The organism is Streptomyces sp. NBC_00078, assembly GCF_026343335.1.
GTDB lineage: Bacteria > Actinomycetota > Actinomycetes > Streptomycetales > Streptomycetaceae > Streptomyces.
In genome coordinates this window covers 21825-38825 of the sequence record NZ_JAPELX010000001.1, presented here as the reverse complement: position 1 = coordinate 38825, position 17001 = coordinate 21825, and the positions used below count along the sequence as shown (strand labels likewise).

The window sequence follows — 17001 nt, the reverse complement described above, 5'->3', positions numbered from 1 at the left end:
TGCTGCACCGCTCGTGCATCTTCCCGCTGGTGCCTACAGGTAGGTGCGTGGCACGGCGGCGTGGGAGGCGCTCAGTCCAGAGCAGCGATCACTGCCTCTGACATCATCACCCCGGCCTCCTGGATCCGCTGACGCATGTCCCCTTCGTACAGCCAGGCGCAAGCCTCGATCGCTGGGGAGAGTTCGGCGAGGATCAACGCGGCACGCTTCGGGACGTGGGTTGCTCCCCTCCACGCCGTCCCGCACCGATCGATCTCCTCATGCAGCTGAAGGAGCGCCTGCTCATCGAACCCCTCGTTCATGCGCAGGGGGGTCACGAAACGATCCGCCGCCTCCTCCAAGCGACTGACCAAGTCTGTCTCCATGTGTGCCTCCGTCTCGGGCGGTTCGCAGCGCGGTGGGACGATCTTCTCGTGGCTGGTGTGATCACGGCGTCACAGCCGTCCTGGATAGGCCCGTTCACAGGGCTGAGCCCTCGCTGCTTCGGCAAGCTGGTGACCGCCCTGCGCCGCGAGGGAGCGGACACGTTCCGCCGAGGCCGGCCGTGGAGGGTGACTTGGCCGGGTGGGTGAGGGTTGTGACGGCGTCCAGGGTGTCGGCGTGTACTCGCGTGTCGTCGAAGACGGTGAAGGTTGCCATGGGCCATACGGTCCGCGCGGCCGTGAAGGGGATGACGCCGAGGGACACGGACGGCAAAGCCATGGCCGAGAGCAGGTGGCCGAGTTGGGCGGCCATGGTGTCGGTGTCGCCGATCCGGTAGCGCAGGACGGATTCCTCCAGGATGAACGCGAAGCGGTGGTCGCCCTGGCATGTGACCACGTTGCGCCGCATGCGCGCCTGCACTGCCGCGCTGACGCCGTCCGGTGTGCCGCGGAAGGCGGCGATCGAAGTCAGGAGTGCACTCGCGTAGCCGGGTGCTTGGAGGAAGCCGGCTACCACGTCCGAGCAGTAGATCCGGAACAGGCGGGTGCGCTGGTAGAGTCCCGCGCCGGACTCCCGGAGGCGGCGCAGTCCAGTGCGTTGAAGGCGTCGCCACTCGACGTACATGGCTTCGGTGCGCCGGTTGGCGGCGATCAGGCCCGGCGCCCGGTAGGCCGCCCCGCACGCCGTGCACCAGGCCCGGATGTCCGCGTCGGATGGCGGTGTGCGGGCGTTTTCGATGCGTGAGCTCTTGGACTCGTGCCAGGAGCAGCGTGCGGCCAGTTCACGCTTGGTGATCTGCGCGTCCAGACGGATCTCCAGCAGGCGCGCCGCGAGCGATGCGCGCGCCTGCTGGACGCTGGAGGACGGGTGCGGGGACATGGGCCGGCCGTTCGTCAGATGCGGTACGGCTCGTGCGGGACGGCGCGCTCCCAGACCAGTTCGAAGGCCGCCGACAGGTGCTTGAGCAGGCCCGGGTCATGGGTGAACTCGTCGTTCACCAGCGCGCCGTCACCGTCGAAGTGGTGCACACGGGCCAGCCGGCCGTCGAAGAGCCAGAAGTCGTTGCCGGGCAGGGACAGGTCCGTCGTCCGGCGTCGGGGCAGCCAGCCAACCTGTTCGCCCGCCTCGAGCAGCTCGCGGGTCACGAAGTGCTCCCAGCGGATGTACTCACTTACCGGCTCGGACACGATCCGGGCCCCGCCGGATGACCACGTCCCGGCCGACCGCGTCCGCGATCGTCTGGTCGTAGGGGTGCCACCACGACGCCCGATCCTGCCAGTTGATCCGTTCGCCGCGCCGCCACGCCTCGAACCGCTCGGTCGCAGCGTATGCGTCGCGCATCTCCAGGTGGACGGCCCCGTGATGGCAGCCGTCCAGGAGATCAGCGAACGTGGGCCCGCTCGACGGCATCGCACGCCTTTCTGATCATCGGAATCATCCGGGCCGGGATCCGGATGATCGCCTCGGTCTCCGGCACGGGGCCGTGTGCTGGGCTCGATGCCTCGCACGCGGCCCAGGTCGCCTCGTCAGGTTTCCAGCCCTGCAGTACAACCTCCTGCGCCTCGGGGTCCGCCCACACGGTAGGGCAGTGATCGCGGTCGGTGTCGGGGTCGATCCCGACGAACTCAACGGCCGTGACGGTCCCTTCCGATTCTTCCGTGTCCCCGGGCTTGCTCAGGCTTGCGCGCACCAGCCTTCGTGGCCTGCCTCAATACCGTCAACAGCGCCTGCCGCAAAGGAACATTGACGTGCAAGCTCATGCAAGTTCATGGCCCCGGCTCCGGAGGTGTTTCTAGCGTCGCGGGATGGACGTCATAACCACGCAGGCGGGGCCGGTGCACGTGGGCCTTCCCGAAACCGAACCCGAGCCGGTGCGCGGCTGCGACGCGTGCGGCGCGCTGCACCGCGAGCGAGGAGTGGCCCGCCGGGACGGCAACCTGTCCGGGGTCACGGACTGCAACATCGCCATGCGCAGCCACCACCAGGCGGCCGAACGATGAGCGCCCCGATCGAGGAACGGACGCTGTCGGCGGAATGCTCGCTGGCGCAGAGACGCGGCTACGCCAACCTGCACGGCCAGTGCCGACAAAGCCGGGACGTCCCGCTGCCGCACTCAAACGGGATCGTGCTGGTGTCCCGATGCGGCTGCCTGTGCCACCGGCCCGGACGGGGCGGAACGTCGTGATCGGGACGCGCGTGTGCCGGGCCTGCGACGAACCGATCACGGACCCGGCGGACGCCGTCGTGGTCGCGCACGAGATGGGCAACTCCGGCCCCGGGCAGGACGTCTACGCTCATCGCGATCACCTGGACGACGTGGACCTTATCGACCCTGAACTACTCAGGATCATGACCCGCGTCTGGGCCGCGCAGATGCAGGGCTGAGGCCCCGGTGGCTCCGGCCGGCGGCTTCGAGCAGGCCGGCCGGAGTGGACCCCCCGGCGGCCCCGTCCGCCTGCCCGCCCCCGTGGCAGACGGGCGGGGCTTTTCACGTCTCTGTGGCCATCGTGCGCCTTGTCGGCTCAATGACAAACACCGGCAACGGGTCTACAGGCGCTCAAACCCGGCCGGGCATCCGCGCGGCGGTGGAGTGGTGCCGGCTGCGTATGGCGGCAGCTCTGCGCGATGGACTGTGCATGGGCTGCCGTGACCAGGACGCGAACCCTCTGCGCAGGGTGCGCGTGCGGTGCAGCCAGGCGGGGGCGACGCGCAGGTCTGCGCAGGCGGACCGGTTGGCTGTTTCAACTGCTGCGCGCGGCGCGGTGGGGGCTGTCGTGGTCGGGGCAGGACGCCTGCGGGTGCCACCGGACGGGACGGTGGTGGCAGGCTGCCGGGGGTTGGGTTTCTGGCGTGCCGCACCGAGGGAAACCGGCGTGTGCTGGCGGGGCGGGCGTCACTCGTCTGAGTGGCTCCTGGTTACTCTCTGTCGTTTTGAGGGTGATGTTCATGGGACAACAGCATCTACTTCTCGGGAGTATCCATGCGTATCCGTATCGCCGTTGCCGCTACCGCTCTGGGGGCCCTGGTCGTCCTGGGCGGCGCGTCCGCTGCCAACGCTGACACCGGTGACGAGGGCGCCTTCGGGACCGGCAGCCAGGAAAGCTTCGGGACCAGCAGCCAGGTGAACCAGGACTGGCAGGGCCCCGCATTTGACGACCAGGCCGCGGGCCTGGGTACCGAAGGGAACCTGGACCTGGGCCAGAAGGACAGCTTCGGCGGAGCTGACGCCGCGTTCCAGCGCTAGAGCTCGTTGGTGAGCGGGGCCCGGGCCGCCATCAGAGGCGGAACGGGCCCCGTCAGCCGTGTGCGAGCCGCCCGCCGTTCGGCGGTCAGGGGATGGTCGACTTGCCGTTCCTCGCCTGGACGCCCGTCACATTACGCCCGGGTTTGGCCGCATGGTGTGTGGTGCGGTGACCTCCGTGGTGGGGTTCGTGGTCGGGTGGCCGCGGAATGGTCGGGTCTGGGGACGGGCCTGAAGCACTGGGGGAGGGCGGTCTGGTGGCTAGGGGCGGGAGCATGGCGTCCTGGCCGAGGACGTGGCCCGGGTCTCCCCACGGAAGCTCGCCAACCTCAGCTGCCTGGGCCGCTGCAGCTTCGCCGCCCGGCGCGGGGGCCTGCGCCCGCTGTGCGACCCGGCGACCGTCCACCTCGACCAGGACGACCAGGGCACCGGTGAATGGCGCGGCGTCAGGGCGGGTGTCGGGTCGTGCTCTATGAGCATCGCAGCTTCCGTCGCGGGTGCCCGTCTGGGGTACGGGTCGCGGCGATCTGCGGCTGGGCCGTGTGGGCGTGAGTGACCAAAAGCGGTGCCGCGGGCAGGCGGCGGCGGGGTCCGAGGGTCCTCGCTGCGTTCGTGGCGGGGCGGTGCGTCAGACGGTGGGGAGCCGGTCCACCAGCAGCTTCACCCTCGCCTCGGTCTCCTCGGGCGGCAGCCGTCCCGACCGGGTCAGGGTCGCCACCCCGTGCAAGGACGCCCAGAACACCTCGGTGAACAGTCCCGGGTGGATGCCGTCACCGGCGACCTCGCCCAGGCTCTCCAGCAGCGCGGCGAAGGCGTCCTTGAGAGGTTCCGGGGTGTCCTGCTGTGCGTACGCGAGACCGCCGTCGAGCTGGAAGAGGGCGTCGTAGACCGCCGGGTTGCGTGCGGCGAAGTCGAGGTAGGCACGGGCGAGGGCGTACACCCGGGCGCGCGGGCCGTCCGCGGCGGCGGTCGCGGCCCGCACCGCCACGGCCATCTCGGTGGCGCCCTGGAGGGCGACGGCCCCGACGATCTCGCGTTTGCCGCGGAAGTGGCTGTAGAGGACGGGCTGGCTGTACTCGATGCGCTCGGCGAGACGGCGGGTGGTGACCGCGTCCCAGCCCTGCTGCTCGGCGAGTTCGCGCGCCGTCGCCACGATGAGGCGCTCGCGCTCCGCCCGTTCCCGCTGCTTGCGTTCCTGTACCGACATGATTCGATCCTAGCACCGCTAGACAATAGAGCGGCATTAGCGCTAGCGTGGCCTCACCAGCTAGCAACGCTAGATCCCGGAAGGGTCGTCATGCTCAGCACACTCGAGGTCGTCACCACCGTGGCCGTCGGTCTGATGGTGGGGGTGGAGTTCTCCGTCGCCTTCGTCATGAACCCGATCTTCAACGCCCTCCCGGAGGACAGCAATCAACAGGCCCACTCCCACGGCGGCCGGATGCTCGGCGCCGTGATGCCGGTCTGGTACATCGGCTCGCTCGTCCTCGTCGCGCTCTGGGCTGGGGCCGGGTGGCACCACCGCGGCACCGGCCTCGTCGTCACCGCCGGCGCGCTGCTGCTCCTCAGCGTGGTCATGTCGATCCTGCTGCTCGTTCCGATCAACAACCGGAACAAGACCTGGACCCCTGAGAACCGGCCCGCCGACTGGAAGCAGCAGATGAAGCGCTGGGACCGCTACCACTACGTCCGCGTCGCCGTCATCGTCGGCGCCTTCACCCTGCTGGTCACAGCCCTCACCTGAGCCCACGGGCTCACGACACCCACTGACCGACAGCGAGAGGACGTACCGATAATGGCCACGCTGCAGAGTCTCGACCCGCACACTCCGATGTTCGCGCAGTTCAAGGAGAGGACCGGGCCCATCGTCCTGGCCAACACCTTCGTCGTCCCAAAGGAGAGGACGGAAGCGTTCCTGGCCCTCTTTCACAGGCAGGCCGAGTTCATGAAGGCTCAGCCGGGATTCGTCTGCCTGCGGATGCACCAGGGAACGGCGGACAGCCGCCTTCTGATGAACGTCGCGGTCTGGGAGTCGACCAAGGCGCTCGCCACGGCGTTCGGCCGCCCGGAGTTCCAGCGCATGGTGGCCGAGTCCCCCGACGACATCGTGTCGTACCCGCACATCTTCGAGCAGATCGACGTGTGACACGGCAACCGCAGCCGGGGAGGGCAGCACCCCACCTCGCGCAGCCCGTCCCTGAACAGGAGTCACTATGACCGTGGAACTGAACCACACCATCGTCCCCGCCCGTGACCCGCAAGCCTCGGCGCAGTTCCTGGCCGACATCCTCGGTCTCAGCGTCGACCCGCCGCTGGCGCACTTCATTCCGGTCACGCTGGCCAACCAAGTCAGCCTGGACTACGACCAGCTGGACGACTTCGAGCCACACCACTACGCATTCATGGTCAGCGAGGAGGAGTTCGACGCCGCCTTCGCCCGCATACAGGACGGTGGAATCACCCACTACGCCGATCCCGCATGCCAAGAGACTGGGCAGATCTACCGCAGCGAGCGCACCGAAGGCCGCAGGGGTACCTACTTCCGCGACCCCGACGGACATCTCATGGAAATCCTCACCCCGGGCGGTGCCCGGTCGTGAGGCCGGTGGCGGCCCAGCGGATCACGCCCTCGCTGGTGACAGCGGGATTGCGTTCGCAGCCGCGGCGATGCCGGTCAGCCACGTCAGTGTCCGTTCCCCCCGTCTGCAGGCAGCACTGCGAAGCACTTCTGGTGTGCGGGTCTGCGGATGCCCCCGAGTAAGGCGGTCTTGTCCGCCCTTCCCGCACCGGTCCGGGTCATCTGGCACGTCATCGGCCGCCCCAGCTACGCCCGCCGCTGAACCCTGTCCCACCCCAGTCTGAACAACGAAGGAGAAGCACCATGTCGCTGAGGAACGTCAACACCTTCCTGGTTACCGCCTGCGCCCTGTTCGTCCTCTACCTCGGGCTGTCCTTCATCCTGGCCCCGGTGGCGTCCACTCAAGGCGTTGGCCTGCTGTGACTTCTCATCGAGGATGCATCAGGGGCACTCTGTGAGCTGGGGGGTTGCAGATAGTTGAGAACGGAGTGCGTCCCTCTGTATGTGCTCTGACCTGCTGTGGTGCAGGTTGATTGAGAAGGGCGCGGATCCAGTGAGAACTCCTGAGGATCTGGGCGCTGATCGGAACGGGCGCGATCTTGTGGCCTGGTCGCTGGGTTCGCAAGGGCAGGGCGGGCTGACGCTGTCCCTGTCGACCTCATACCGAAGTATCGGCCGCCGTGTGGCGGTTTCGTCGCTTTTGGGGGAGGGGGCTCTTGAAACGACGAGACGATGGGCCGGACGGACAGGACTGCTTTGGGAGGGGCTGTGGAGAAGCTCGTCGCTGCCGCCGATCACGTGCACGATCACGCGGGAGACCGTGGTCGACGGTTCGTCGCGTCCTCGGAGTATTACGTGCCGGACTTTGGGACGCGGGCTGCTGTGATGGACCAGTTGTACGACGCGACGCTGGACGGCTGTCAGGGGTGCCGGTCGGTTCTGCTGGATCGCGTGGCGACGGACGCTCGAGCGGTCGGCAAGCTGATGGAGTGGGCGTGTGTGATCACCTTGGACGTCTACGGCGGGTTCCCCGCGAAACTCCTTGACGGCGACGAGTCGGCGGATGCCGTCGTGCGAACCTCGGCCGCGTTCCGCAGACTTGCCCAGCCGTGGGCCGGCGGCGCGCAGTGGGGTGCCCCGAGGTTTCCGGACAGGGACCCAATAGGGTTGTCCTGAACAGGAAACGAGGAAGAAGTGGCGCCACCCAGTAAGTACTCGCCGGAGTTCCGCGAGGAAGCCGTCCAGATCGCGTTGAGGTCGAGCAAGACGATCTCCGAAGTTGCCCGGGAGCTTGAGCTGAACCCGGAGACGCTGCGCGGCTGGGTGAAGAAGTACGAGAAGCAGCAGGAACCGGCTCCCGATGCGGAACTGACGGTGAACGAGCGGGCGCGCCTCAAGGAACTCGAACGACGCAACCGCGAGCTGGAGATGGAAGTCACCTTCCTGAAAAAAGGTGTGCCACGAACGCGGGAGGCTGCTTGCGGTAGTTGAGTAGCTGAACGCGGTGCTGCACGAGAGATGAAGGACTTTCGGCCCTTCGGAGTCGCCCTGCGGGGGGAGGCTTCAAACCGCCACATGCTGCGGAAGCGGTGACGCGACCGTGGTGAGCGACTGTGGAAAAGGCGTCCGTGAGACGTCAGGTGGGGATCAGGGAGACGGAGCGCAGTCCCCTTGCAGGGGATCGCTGTTGACGCGTCGTTATTGATGAAATGGCACCAGAACCGGGTGTTACTTTTTGGCCCGGGATGAGTCTGGCGGAAACCCGTTTACTGGCCAGGTGGTGCCCGGCGTGGAGGCGACGTGAATCTGGTCTGCTGCTTTCGTGCGGAACGTGGGAAGACACACTTCGATGCCTCAACACTGCGTTTTTTCACGCGGTGTTGTGAAAGGGAGCCTTCCAAGCGGACAACCCGTGAGGAACTGAGTACCGATGCGAAGTGTGTTGGCGGACCGGTTCGTAGTAGCGGTGAACCTCCTGCTGGGCGCGGTGGGAGCGGAGCGAAGGGGCCGGATTGTCCGTGGTTCGTTTGTTCGGTTAACCAGGAATTCCCTGGGAGGAGCTGCGTGGGCGAGCTGAAGTCACAGATCAAGTCGTTCGAGATATCAAAGACGGAGGTCTGGGAGGCATACCTGAAGGTCAAGGCCAATCAGGGTGCTCCGGGGGTGGACGGCTGCACGATCGAGGAGTTCGAGAAGGATCTGAAGAGGAACCTCTATAAGATCTGGAATCGAATGTCCTCGGGAAGCTACTTTCCCCCTCCGGTGAAAGGCGTGGAAATCCCGAAGTCGCATGGCGACGGGGTTCGTTTGCTCGGTGTGCCCACGGTCGCGGACAGAATCGCCCAGACGGTGGTGGCCGCTCATCTGGAGAAGCGGGTGGAGCCAGTGTTCCACCCGGACTCCTACGGCTACCGGCCGGGCAGGTCGGCTCTGAACGCGGTTGAGGCATGCCGGCGGCGGTGCTGGAAGAAGAAGTGGGCCGTCGATCTCGATGTCTCCAAATTCTTCGACAGCGTTCGCTGGGACCTCGTCATCAAGGCGGCGGAGACCCATACCGATGCCGCGTGGGTCGTGTTGTATGTGAAGCGCTGGCTTGCCACTCCACTGCAACTGCCCGACGGCACCTTGCGGCAGCGGGATCGCGGAACCCCACAGGGATCGGCGGTTTCTCCCGTGTTGGCGAATCTGTTCCTGCACTATGCGTTCGACCTGTGGCTCACCCGGAACTTTCCGGACGTCCAGTTCGAACGCTATGCGGATGACGCGGTCGTGCACTGCGACTCCGAGCGCCGGGCCCGTGTGGTCCTGAAGGCGATCGGGAACAGGATGGAAGAGGTCGGCCTGCAACTACACCCGGCCAAGACCCGGATCGTGTACTGCGGAAGAGACGGGCGCCACGACGGTTTCGTGGCAACATCGTTCACCTTCCTCGGTTTCACGTTCCAGCGTCGTCCAGCGCGAGACCGGAACGGAAAGATCTTCACTTCATTCCTTCCGGCGCCCAGCAAGGAAGCCCTCAAGAAGATGAGCACGGAGGTCCGCTCCTGGCGGCTCCACATGCACATCGGCTACGGGTCCAGATCTTCATGATGTTCTCGATGCTGACCCCCGGCTCGTCGTCGCGGTCGGCCGACCGGTCGCCGGCAGCCGCACCAACCTCCAAGCGGCCTCCCGCCGCCTGGATGCCACCGTGCTCCCGCTGCCCGCTGCCCGCTGCCCGCTGCCCGCTGCCCGCTGCCCGCGGCCGGCCGCTTCTCACTCGAGCCGGACGAGCACACCACGCTCCTCGCGCACCGGCTGCACGCACGCATCGCCCACCCCGTCCACGCCGCGGCGCTGGCCCTGCGCATCCTCACCGGCCGCCTGCAGGCCCAGCTGCCCCACTCCACCACGCCAGGGACCAACACCCTCACAGAACCCGGCCGTCAGGCAGGCATACCGACGTGGGCCGCAGGCTGCTTCAGGAATCTGGACCGCCCGACCCGAGCCGAGGGCCCGCTGCGGCTCAGCCCCTGGGACCAGACGGCCGTGACCGAAGCAGCCCGCACCTGCGCGCTGCACGAACTCCCGGCGCCCGGCTCGCGGAGAGGACGAACCCCGCGCTCGGCCGGGCAACACGCGGCCCGGCCGTTCCACCCCGACAACCCGCTGACCGAGACCAGGGAGCAGACGATGACCAAGCCGCCCGCCGAACTCTTCGACGCGATCCGCCGTGATCACCGCGCGGGCGAGAGGCTGCTGCCCCGGTCCCTGGCAGAGCGCCACGGCGTCGACCGACAGACCGTCATGGAGGCGATTTCGACCGTACCGCCCATGGAACTCGACGCCCGGCCGCAGTGCAGCGCTGACATCGCGATCACAGCGAATGACAGGTGCTTACTGGGGAAGGTTCAGCGGGCCACCTGTTGTCGAGCGTAACCGGCAGCGTACGCAGAGCGTGGAACCTGAAGGTGGTGCTCCGTAGGTAAGTTTCAGGTGAGGGACATGGCCGAGCAGAGCAGGTGAAGGCGAAACGGAGCTGCAAGCGGGCCAGAAGGGTGCCGAGGCAGTAGTGGACGCCGTGTCCCAGGGCCAGATGGCTCTTGTCCGCGCGGCCTATGTCGAAGCGGTGAATCCTCGGCTGCCTCGGAAACATGATCAACCCCCCGAAGGATTTACGACGCAGACCATTTAGGATCACCACGCCAGATCCCCGACCGGTGAGGAGCCCCAACGGCCATGGCCGAAGCACGCGTTGTCGTAGTCACGGGTGGCGGTACCGGCATTGGTGCCGCCACCGCCCGCTTACTGCGGGCCGCCGGACACCAGGTCGTCATCGGCGGACGGCGGCCCGAGCCGCTGCGGCAGTTGGCCGACGAGACCGGCGCCCTGGCACACCCCGGCGACCTCTCGGACCCGACGGCGATCCAGGACCTGGTCGATACCGTGATCTCCCGCTACGGCAGGCTCGACGGGCTTGTCCTCAACGCGGGCATCGGCCGCGGCGGCGCGGTCGGCGACCTGTCGGACGAGACCTGGGACGAGGTTCTGCGCACCAACCTGACCGGCCCGTTCCTGATGCTTCGCGTCGCCCTTCCGTACCTGCTGGCGGCCCGTGGCGCGGTCGTCGCGGTCGCCTCCGTCTCGGCGTTGCGCAACGGGTGGGGAAACGCCGCGTACGCCACCTCCAAGGCCGCGCTCCTCCAGCTGTGCCGCTCGGTGGCCGTCGACTACGGCAGCCAGGGGGTACGAGCCAATACCGTGTGCCCCACCTGGGTGCGCACCGAGATGGCCGACGGACGCATGGCCCGCTTCGCGGCGGAGGAGGAACTGGACGGCGGGGTCGACGAGGCGTACGCGGAAGCCACGAAACTGGTGCCCACCGCCCGCCCCGGCGACCCGTCCGAGGTCGCCGAGGCGATCGCCTGGCTGCTGTCGCCCGCCGCGTCCTTCGTCAATGGCGCGACCCTCACGGTGGACGGTGGCGTCACGGCGCTCGACCCGGGAACGGTGCCGTTCCGCTTCCGTATGGAAGGCCGGGAGGCCGTTCACTGACGGACGGACGCGGCGGCGTTCAACGGCGAACGGCCTCGGTGCGCGGGGGATCGGAGTGGTACGCCTTGGCCATGCGCAGCAGAAAGGCCGTCTCGTCCACGAGATCCGCGCTACCGGAAGAGCTGAGGCCGACCTGCTGCCGCACCGGCGCGAATCCTTGGAGTTTTGCGTGTCGGGCGCTCTTGACGAGGCTGGCCAGCGCTTCGGCGTCCGGGGCGACGGGCTCACCCTGCCTCGGCGGCCCGGATGCAGACGCCGCGGCGTGGATCGGCGAGACGTAGTCGGTGAGCGCCAGGATCGCGTCCCGCGTCTCGATGACCCTGCGGTAGGAGAGCACGCTGTACGGGACGCGCGGCCACAGGACGTCCCAGATCCGGTGCCGCGGCCTGGCCAGGGCCACCTGGGGAACGGCGGTGACCAGATCGTTCCACATCGGCCACAGACGCCAGGCGACGGCGATGTTCGACAGAGCGCGTCCCAGCAGGGCGAACGTCGGCACCAGGATGGCCAGGGCGCGCAGCACACCGTGCAGATCCATGAGCAGGGGCAGCCAGGGCAGCGGCCAGCGCCCGCCGGTGGTGACTCGGATCAGATACCCGAGCCAGTAGACGCCGACCAGGGCCGTACCGAGGCCGAACAGACGCAGGCTCACGGTCAGGGAGCCGCGGCCGGAGGGTCTGCCGTAGCGAAGGCACAGCAGGACACACAGGGCGTTCGCCACCAGGTGCGTGCTGATGAGCACGAGCCAGTAGAACAGGGAGGGCGCCGGGGGCCCGGTGACGGGTACGACGATGCGCAGGTGCGGCAGGGCGGCGAAGTCCAGCGAGAGCAGGACGGCCAGCACGGTGCCGATCGCGAGGCCGAGAGCCATTCCGAGCTGTCGTACGCCGACCGTGGCCTGGGCGACGAAGTACAGCACGGCTCCCGCGGACAGCACGCCCAGGACGTTACGGCTCACGGCGACCACGTTCGCGTCGCTGTGCCGGGCGGCCGCCGCGATGACGGCCGGCAGGTCCAGCGTCATGGCCGCGGCCGCCGTGGTCACGGCCAGCCACACGGCACGCTGTGGCGCCGCCCGCAGACCGGACGGGCTGCGCATCAGGACGGCGATCCACAGCAGCAGCACGCTGGGCAGTCCGAGCGCGGTTCCGAGCGAGGCCGCGTCGTTGGTCACGGTGTACCGTACGGCCGGTCGACGCCCATGGCCACTTCCAGTCGGCCGAGGGTGCCGCCCGGTCGCCCGCGGTGCGGGTTGTTCATGCGGCTGCCGAGGAGGCTGGCGAGCAGCTCCGCCTCCTGCTCTTCGTCCGTTGCGTAGTTCGTCCGGTGCAGCAGCCGTCGCACCGCTCGCATGTCGAGATCAGGCAGGAGTTCGTCCCAGCCGACCGCACCGTCCAGAGCCACCATGTGGTGGTCGAACAGCAGATGCCCGATCTCGTGGAGGACGATGTGCTCCTGATGGAGCGGGGCGGTGCGCCGCTCGTAGAAGATGTGATCCTCGGCGTCGGTGGCCAGCCACAGTCCGCAGGCACCCTGGGCGGCCGCCTCCGACGGCAGCGGGTGAAGACGCAGCGGTCTCGCGCGGCGGACGGCGACATGGCGGCACAGAGCCTCGACGGACAGGGTGTGGGGGAGATCCAGTTGGTCGATCAGCGCTTGACAACGGCGGCGTAATTGGAGGGATCCGTTCGGCATGGGGTGCGCGTGGCGGCCTTTCAAGGAGGAGGGGGAATCAGGGCCTCGTGGTCTTGGGGCGGCCCGGCCGGCCGTCGGGGTCGTGGTCCTCCTCTCCGACCCGGTCCAGCTTCTCCACGCGGCGGGCCTCGTTCACGATGGCGAGGAGGGCGTCCAGGCTCGCGGGGGACAGACCCTCGGCGCGGAGGGCGAGGCTGCGCACCCTGGTGTCGCGCAGGGCGACAGCCAGGGCCAGTTGCGCGTCGACCCGGCGCGAGACCTCGTCGTTGATGAAGTACTCCAGCGGGACGCCGAAGAACTCTGCCAGGACACCGAGCTGTTCCAGCGCCACATTGCGTTTGCGGCCGGTCGCGAGTTCCCACAGGTAGGTTGCCGAGATCGTGCCGCCGGTCGTCTCCCGGATCATCCGGGCGAGCCGGGCGTAGCCGGGACGTTTACGCTCGGCGGGGTACAGGGCGGTGATCAGACCGTTGAGTCGTTCGTCCAGGTTGTGGAGAAGGGGCCGACCCGTCTCCCCGGGAACTGACTCAGCACTGTCCATAAGTCGCCTCTCAAGCAACGAAGCCCTGGTCCTGCAGGGGTCCCGGAGCGGCGCGGCCGTGTCCGCTGGAGTGGACGGAGCCACCGGCCTTCAGTCTGGACCGTCGAGCGCCGGGCGGTAAGCGGTTTCAGGACAACATCGGAGCGGTTGTCGTCGCGAATATTCCGTCCACAAGGGATAGGGGCCCCGTCGCGCAGACACGGAGTGGCGACGGTAATCCGGTCGGAGCCCCCGGCAGCGGCGGGCCGTACCCGGATCCGCGCGGGCACGAAGCCGTCGTGGTGCGGTGGCCGAAGCCGAACCATCCGCTGTGGCGGATGCGTTGACGCTCCGTCGTCCGCTGTCTAGCGTCGTTCTCCAACGCGGGCGCGGTATGCAACGGACCTCTCGGCCCCTTCACCTCGCTGGAAGGAAGTGTCGTGTCGGTGGGCTTAGTTCGATCGACGGAGACCACGAGCCAAGCTGCGGACGGGGATTGGGCAGACCCGGGCGAGGGGTCCTCGGTGATGACACTGCCGCTGCGGGTACTGGAGTTCGCCGACTCGCCGCGCACCGGCGGAGTGGACACGGGCCACGTGCGGAAACTCGCCCGGCTCGATGCACCACTGCCGCCCGTCGTCGTCCACCGGCCGACACTTCGCGTCATCGACGGAGTGCACCGGGTGCATGCCGCACGGCTGCGCGGGGACGACCGGATCGACGTCCGCTATTTCGAGGGCAGCGCCGAGGACGCCTTCGTCGAGGCGGTACGGCTGAACACCACCCGCGGGCTGCCGCTGACCCGGGCCGATCGCACGGCTGCCGTGGTGCGCATACTGGGCGCCCATCCCCAGTGGTCGGACCGGTTGGTCGCCTCGGCGGCCGGGGTGACCGCTGGCACCGTCGCGGCGGTACGCAAGCGTTCAACTGATCAGAGCGAACAGTTGAACACCCGACGGGGCATGGACGGTCGGCTGCGCCCGGTGGACCCGGCCGAGGGCCGCAGAAGGGCCGGCCTGTTGCTGGCCGCACGGCCCGGCGCCACACTGCGGCAGATCGCGACGGACGCCGGGATCGCGCTGGCCACGGCCCGCGACGTGAGACAGCGAGTGCGGCGCGGCGAGGACCCCGTCCCGCGCCGGTTCCGGGAACCCGGCACGGCTGCCGGCCCCGCGTCGCGACCCGGCACCGAGCCGGTGCCCGGCACCGGCGACGCGGACATGGGGCTGCTGGTGACGCAGCTCAGGAAAGACCCGTCGCTGCGGCTGACCGAGGCGGGCAGGGCCTTGTTGCAGATGCTGAGCGTCCCGCTGGTGCTCCAGGGCGACACGGCCCGGCAGTTCGTCGAGGCCGTGCCCGGACACCGCACCGCGTCGGTCGTTCAGGTGGCCCGGGGTTGCGCCAAGCGGTGGCTGGAGTTCGCGGAGCAACTGGAGGACCGTAGCTGACGGTCGGGCCGCATCCTGCTACGGGTGATCGGCGCCGAGGTCGTACGAGATGGCACGGGCACAGCTTCTGACCGAGGAGACCAGCCGGTCGCGCACGGCCGTGTTCGCGCGGACGCGGGTGGCGATCCCCGTCACGCTCACGGCGGCCACGGTCGTCCCGTTCCGGTCGCAGACAGGAGCGGCGACCGACATCATGCCGTGCCGCACCGGGTCGGGGGCGCAGGCCCAGTCGGCCTCCCGGACAACTCGTGGCACCTCATGCTGCGTTGACGAGGCGTCGCCGGCCCGTGAGCGGTGCCCGGCCAGCACCGTGCCGAGCGCGGTCCCCGTGCCGGACAGCACGCGTCCCGTTTCGAGCACCTGGCGTGTGTCGTCGCGCCGGAAGACATGATGGACGATCAGCACGCCAGCAGGGTGCGGCACCCCCACGTGCACCGCTTCACCCGTGGCCCTGGCCAGGTCGTCGGCCCAGGCCAGTGCCCGCGTCCGTAACTCGTGCGTACGCAGGTAGCTGCCGCCGAGTCGCACCAGCTCGGGGCCCAGCTGGTAGGTGCCGGACTCCGTGTCGTGCTCGACCAGACCCTCCTGCTGGAGCGTGCGCAGGATGCCGTGGACGGTTCCCTTCGGGAGTCCCAGGGATACGGCGGTGTCGGTCAGGCCATACCGGCGCTCACCCGTGGCGAGCAGCCGCAGCACCGCGGCGGCGCGGGACAGGGACTGGATGTGACCCGGCATGCTGCGGCCTCCTGCGGTCTCGACGGCACTGCGGGCGTGAGTGTGCCATGCACCGAACGCGCTGAGGAGGGGATTCAACGGACCTTCGGCGGCCCGCCGGGCAAAGAGTTCCCAATGAAACGCCGTGCCGTCGAAGCCCATTCCAAGGAAAAATGAGCAAGGATTGTTGTGAGTTGAAATCACTTGCTCGGCAACTTCCGATGCGTGCAGTATCTGAAGTGATCCAGTCGCATTCCCCTGCCGGCCTGAGCCCCGGACGGAGTATTGGACCCATATGCCGCATCCGAAAGGTATGCACAGCATCAGGAGCCTGAGCCGGATCGTAAGCCAGGATCCGGCCGTACACCTCAACTGCCGAGTACATCAAACGCTGGCGCTGATAGCAGCGAAGACGCCCGCAGCAGAACTTCTCTACTACCGCGCCCTGTACGACTCGCACCGAGTCTTCGAGCACTGCTACCTCAAGAAGGAACTGCGCTGGTCGTACCCCTATCCCTATACAGACGAAGACGACATGCGGAATCTCGGATTTGTCGCGGAGCGACGGGAACGCGTCAGTGCCGATGAATTCCTGGAGCTGGTCTCGGAAGGCGTCGACCGGGACGAACCGGTTTCCTTCTTCGCACCCCGAGCCGAATTCGAGTACCAGGCTGATTATCTTGACCGAATGGGACTTCCCCGCTCAGGGTTCCTGCCGCATTCCTTTCTCGCTTGTGGTGTGAACGACCCGGTCACCGCACTGCTCATCCGGGACGACGCGACAGACAATCACGAATTCACCGATTTCGTCGTGCCGTGGCGTACCGTGCGGGCCGGCTGGGAGGCCGACCCCGAGCAGTGGTTCACCGATATCCTGGTACTGCGCGAAACGGGAGACGACGCGTCCGGCCCCGGCCACTTCAGCGACGCGTACACGAAGAACATCCTCGGCCTGGGGGACGAGTTCGAGATCTACGACTTCCTCCACGACCGGCTGGCCGAGGAACGCGAAGCCCATGAGGTCTTCGGCGCCCCTGGACTCAACTGCCTGTCCATGCTGGCCGGAGCACGCATCCAGTTCTGCCGCTTCCTCAGGCACACTCGGCACTCGGACCGGCTCCGGGAAACCTACCGGCGCAACATGAAGGCCCTGTGCGCGCTGCTCGACGAGGCAACACTCAACCACGTGGAGCGATCGCCCGCCGTGGACGCCCGGATCAGACGCGGCCTGTCCGCCCTCAAGCGGCGCGAGTCGAGCGCGCTCGGACAACTCATGCGCGAGGTCGACATGTTCCAGGGCGCCGGCGTCGAAGCGGTGCGCTTCCCCGGTCCTGCCACGCACTGACAG

General features: G+C 68.0%; 21 protein-coding genes and 3 pseudogenes. 14 read left to right on the top strand and 10 right to left on the bottom strand.

Annotated elements, in window-relative coordinates:
- Positions 1-71: 71 nt before the first annotated feature.
- Complete coding sequence (locus tag OOK07_RS00210; protein ID WP_266802323.1) at positions 72-365, bottom strand: hypothetical protein; 294 nt, start codon at positions 363-365, stop codon at positions 72-74.
- Between the two features lie 48 nt (positions 366-413).
- Here OOK07_RS00210 and OOK07_RS00205 point away from each other — a divergent pair.
- Positions 414-548, top strand: a pseudogene (locus OOK07_RS00205) (IS5/IS1182 family transposase); the annotation flags it as partial.
- Positions 549-618: 70 nt separating this feature from the next.
- Here OOK07_RS00205 and OOK07_RS00200 read toward each other — a convergent pair.
- From OOK07_RS00200 to OOK07_RS00190, 3 genes and pseudogenes are all read right to left on the bottom strand, one after another.
- Positions 619-1302, bottom strand: a pseudogene (locus tag OOK07_RS00200) (helix-turn-helix domain-containing protein); the annotation flags it as partial.
- 14 nt (positions 1303-1316) lie between these two features.
- Positions 1317-1833 (bottom strand): annotated as a pseudogene (locus OOK07_RS00195) (DUF6879 family protein).
- Entirely contained in the window at positions 1805-2113 is a 309-nt protein-coding gene (locus OOK07_RS00190; protein WP_323182905.1) for a hypothetical protein, read from the bottom strand. Before OOK07_RS00190 ends, OOK07_RS00195 begins: the two are co-directional and overlap by 29 nt.
- Before the next feature lie 115 nt (positions 2114-2228).
- On the opposite strand from OOK07_RS00190, the gene OOK07_RS00185 reads away from it, so the two are divergent.
- From OOK07_RS00185 to OOK07_RS00175, 3 genes are all read left to right on the top strand, one after another.
- Positions 2229-2423 carry a hypothetical protein gene (locus OOK07_RS00185; protein WP_266794578.1) on the top strand — a complete coding sequence of 65 codons (195 nt, stop codon included), beginning with the start codon at positions 2229-2231 and terminating at the stop codon, positions 2421-2423.
- A gap of 181 nt (positions 2424-2604) precedes the next feature.
- Entirely contained in the window at positions 2605-2808 is a 204-nt protein-coding gene (locus OOK07_RS00180) for a hypothetical protein (RefSeq protein WP_266675686.1), read from the top strand.
- A gap of 595 nt (positions 2809-3403) precedes the next feature.
- Positions 3404-3667, top strand: a complete 264-nt coding sequence (locus OOK07_RS00175) for a hypothetical protein (RefSeq protein WP_266794577.1) — start codon at positions 3404-3406, stop codon at positions 3665-3667.
- A 625-nt stretch (positions 3668-4292) separates the two neighbouring features.
- Here OOK07_RS00175 and OOK07_RS00170 read toward each other — a convergent pair.
- Positions 4293-4871 carry a TetR/AcrR family transcriptional regulator gene (locus OOK07_RS00170; protein WP_266675682.1) on the bottom strand — a complete coding sequence of 193 codons (579 nt, stop codon included), beginning with the start codon at positions 4869-4871 and terminating at the stop codon, positions 4293-4295.
- A gap of 90 nt (positions 4872-4961) precedes the next feature.
- Between OOK07_RS00170 and OOK07_RS00165 the strand changes: the two genes are divergently transcribed.
- From OOK07_RS00165 to ltrA, 6 genes are all read left to right on the top strand, one after another.
- Positions 4962-5408 (top strand): anthrone oxygenase family protein, encoded by a 447-nt coding sequence (locus OOK07_RS00165; RefSeq protein WP_266675680.1) that lies wholly within the window; start codon positions 4962-4964, stop codon positions 5406-5408.
- A 51-nt stretch (positions 5409-5459) separates the two neighbouring features.
- Entirely contained in the window at positions 5460-5810 is a 351-nt protein-coding gene (locus OOK07_RS00160; RefSeq protein WP_266794576.1) for an antibiotic biosynthesis monooxygenase family protein, read from the top strand.
- Between the two features lie 67 nt (positions 5811-5877).
- The gene (locus OOK07_RS00155) at positions 5878-6264 is read left to right on the top strand and encodes a VOC family protein (protein WP_266675676.1); all 387 of its coding nucleotides are present in this window, start codon (positions 5878-5880) and stop codon (positions 6262-6264) included.
- Between the two features lie 746 nt (positions 6265-7010).
- The gene (locus tag OOK07_RS00150; protein WP_266794575.1) at positions 7011-7418 is read left to right on the top strand and encodes a hypothetical protein; all 408 of its coding nucleotides are present in this window, start codon (positions 7011-7013) and stop codon (positions 7416-7418) included.
- 18 nt (positions 7419-7436) lie between these two features.
- Entirely contained in the window at positions 7437-7733 is a 297-nt protein-coding gene (locus OOK07_RS00145; RefSeq protein ID WP_266794574.1) for a transposase, read from the top strand.
- 573 nt (positions 7734-8306) lie between these two features.
- Positions 8307-9332 carry a group II intron reverse transcriptase/maturase gene (gene ltrA / locus OOK07_RS00140; protein WP_266794573.1) on the top strand — a complete coding sequence of 342 codons (1026 nt, stop codon included), beginning with the start codon at positions 8307-8309 and terminating at the stop codon, positions 9330-9332.
- A gap of 165 nt (positions 9333-9497) precedes the next feature.
- Here ltrA and OOK07_RS00135 read toward each other — a convergent pair whose 3' ends face one another.
- Positions 9498-9626 (bottom strand): hypothetical protein, encoded by a 129-nt coding sequence (locus OOK07_RS00135; RefSeq protein WP_266794572.1) that lies wholly within the window; start codon positions 9624-9626, stop codon positions 9498-9500.
- Positions 9627-9770: 144 nt separating this feature from the next.
- On the opposite strand from OOK07_RS00135, the gene OOK07_RS00130 reads away from it, so the two are divergent.
- Complete coding sequence (locus OOK07_RS00130) at positions 9771-10160, top strand: helix-turn-helix domain-containing protein (RefSeq protein ID WP_266794571.1); 390 nt, start codon at positions 9771-9773, stop codon at positions 10158-10160.
- Positions 10161-10460: 300 nt separating this feature from the next.
- Positions 10461-11276 (top strand): SDR family NAD(P)-dependent oxidoreductase, encoded by an 816-nt coding sequence (locus OOK07_RS00125; RefSeq protein ID WP_266794570.1) that lies wholly within the window; start codon positions 10461-10463, stop codon positions 11274-11276.
- A 19-nt stretch (positions 11277-11295) separates the two neighbouring features.
- Here the strand turns inward: OOK07_RS00125 and OOK07_RS00120 are convergent, their stop codons facing one another.
- From OOK07_RS00120 to OOK07_RS00110, 3 genes are read right to left on the bottom strand one after another with little or no spacing between them, the layout of a single operon-like run.
- On the bottom strand, positions 11296-12450 hold the full coding sequence (locus tag OOK07_RS00120; RefSeq protein WP_266794569.1) for an MAB_1171c family putative transporter: 1155 nt from the start codon (positions 12448-12450) through the stop codon (positions 11296-11298).
- On the bottom strand, positions 12447-12971 hold the full coding sequence (locus OOK07_RS00115) for a hypothetical protein (RefSeq protein ID WP_266794568.1): 525 nt from the start codon (positions 12969-12971) through the stop codon (positions 12447-12449). The genes OOK07_RS00120 and OOK07_RS00115 overlap by 4 nt, the downstream gene beginning before the upstream one ends.
- A 37-nt stretch (positions 12972-13008) precedes the next feature.
- The gene (locus OOK07_RS00110) at positions 13009-13512 is read right to left on the bottom strand and encodes a hypothetical protein (protein WP_266794567.1); all 504 of its coding nucleotides are present in this window, start codon (positions 13510-13512) and stop codon (positions 13009-13011) included.
- Positions 13513-14018: 506 nt separating this feature from the next.
- Between OOK07_RS00110 and OOK07_RS00105 the strand changes: the two genes are divergently transcribed.
- Positions 14019-14939 carry a ParB/RepB/Spo0J family partition protein gene (locus tag OOK07_RS00105; RefSeq protein ID WP_266794566.1) on the top strand — a complete coding sequence of 307 codons (921 nt, stop codon included), beginning with the start codon at positions 14019-14021 and terminating at the stop codon, positions 14937-14939.
- An 18-nt stretch (positions 14940-14957) separates the two neighbouring features.
- Here the strand turns inward: OOK07_RS00105 and OOK07_RS00100 are convergent, their stop codons facing one another.
- Positions 14958-15674: an IclR family transcriptional regulator gene (locus OOK07_RS00100; RefSeq protein ID WP_266794565.1), complete on the bottom strand. Its 717-nt coding sequence runs from the start codon at positions 15672-15674 to the stop codon at positions 14958-14960.
- Between the two features lie 292 nt (positions 15675-15966).
- Here OOK07_RS00100 and OOK07_RS00095 point away from each other — a divergent pair, with 292 nt between their 5' ends.
- Entirely contained in the window at positions 15967-16998 is a 1032-nt protein-coding gene (locus OOK07_RS00095; RefSeq protein ID WP_266794564.1) for a hypothetical protein, read from the top strand.
- The last annotated feature ends 3 nt before the right edge of the window (positions 16999-17001 follow it).

What these genes read in the sequence shown, in the direction of transcription:
- OOK07_RS00115 (WP_266794568.1), bottom strand. Translation starts at nt 12,971, where the DNA reads ATGCCGAACGGATCCCTCCAATTACGCCGCCGTTGTCAAGCGCTGATC.
- OOK07_RS00185 (WP_266794578.1), top strand. Translation starts at nt 2,229, where the DNA reads ATGGACGTCATAACCACGCAGGCGGGGCCGGTGCACGTGGGCCTTCCC.
- OOK07_RS00105 (WP_266794566.1), top strand. Translation starts at nt 14,019, where the DNA reads ATGACACTGCCGCTGCGGGTACTGGAGTTCGCCGACTCGCCGCGCACC.
- OOK07_RS00165 (WP_266675680.1), top strand. Translation starts at nt 4,962, where the DNA reads ATGCTCAGCACACTCGAGGTCGTCACCACCGTGGCCGTCGGTCTGATG.
- OOK07_RS00210 (WP_266802323.1), bottom strand. Translation starts at nt 365, where the DNA reads ATGGAGACAGACTTGGTCAGTCGCTTGGAGGAGGCGGCGGATCGTTTC.
- OOK07_RS00125 (WP_266794570.1), top strand. Translation starts at nt 10,461, where the DNA reads ATGGCCGAAGCACGCGTTGTCGTAGTCACGGGTGGCGGTACCGGCATT.
- OOK07_RS00175 (WP_266794577.1), top strand. Translation starts at nt 3,404, where the DNA reads ATGCGTATCCGTATCGCCGTTGCCGCTACCGCTCTGGGGGCCCTGGTC.
- OOK07_RS00170 (WP_266675682.1), bottom strand. Translation starts at nt 4,871, where the DNA reads ATGTCGGTACAGGAACGCAAGCAGCGGGAACGGGCGGAGCGCGAGCGC.
- OOK07_RS00155 (WP_266675676.1), top strand. Translation starts at nt 5,878, where the DNA reads ATGACCGTGGAACTGAACCACACCATCGTCCCCGCCCGTGACCCGCAA.
- OOK07_RS00100 (WP_266794565.1), bottom strand. Translation starts at nt 15,674, where the DNA reads ATGCCGGGTCACATCCAGTCCCTGTCCCGCGCCGCCGCGGTGCTGCGG.
- OOK07_RS00110 (WP_266794567.1), bottom strand. Translation starts at nt 13,512, where the DNA reads ATGGACAGTGCTGAGTCAGTTCCCGGGGAGACGGGTCGGCCCCTTCTC.
- OOK07_RS00160 (WP_266794576.1), top strand. Translation starts at nt 5,460, where the DNA reads ATGGCCACGCTGCAGAGTCTCGACCCGCACACTCCGATGTTCGCGCAG.
- OOK07_RS00095 (WP_266794564.1), top strand. Translation starts at nt 15,967, where the DNA reads ATGCACAGCATCAGGAGCCTGAGCCGGATCGTAAGCCAGGATCCGGCC.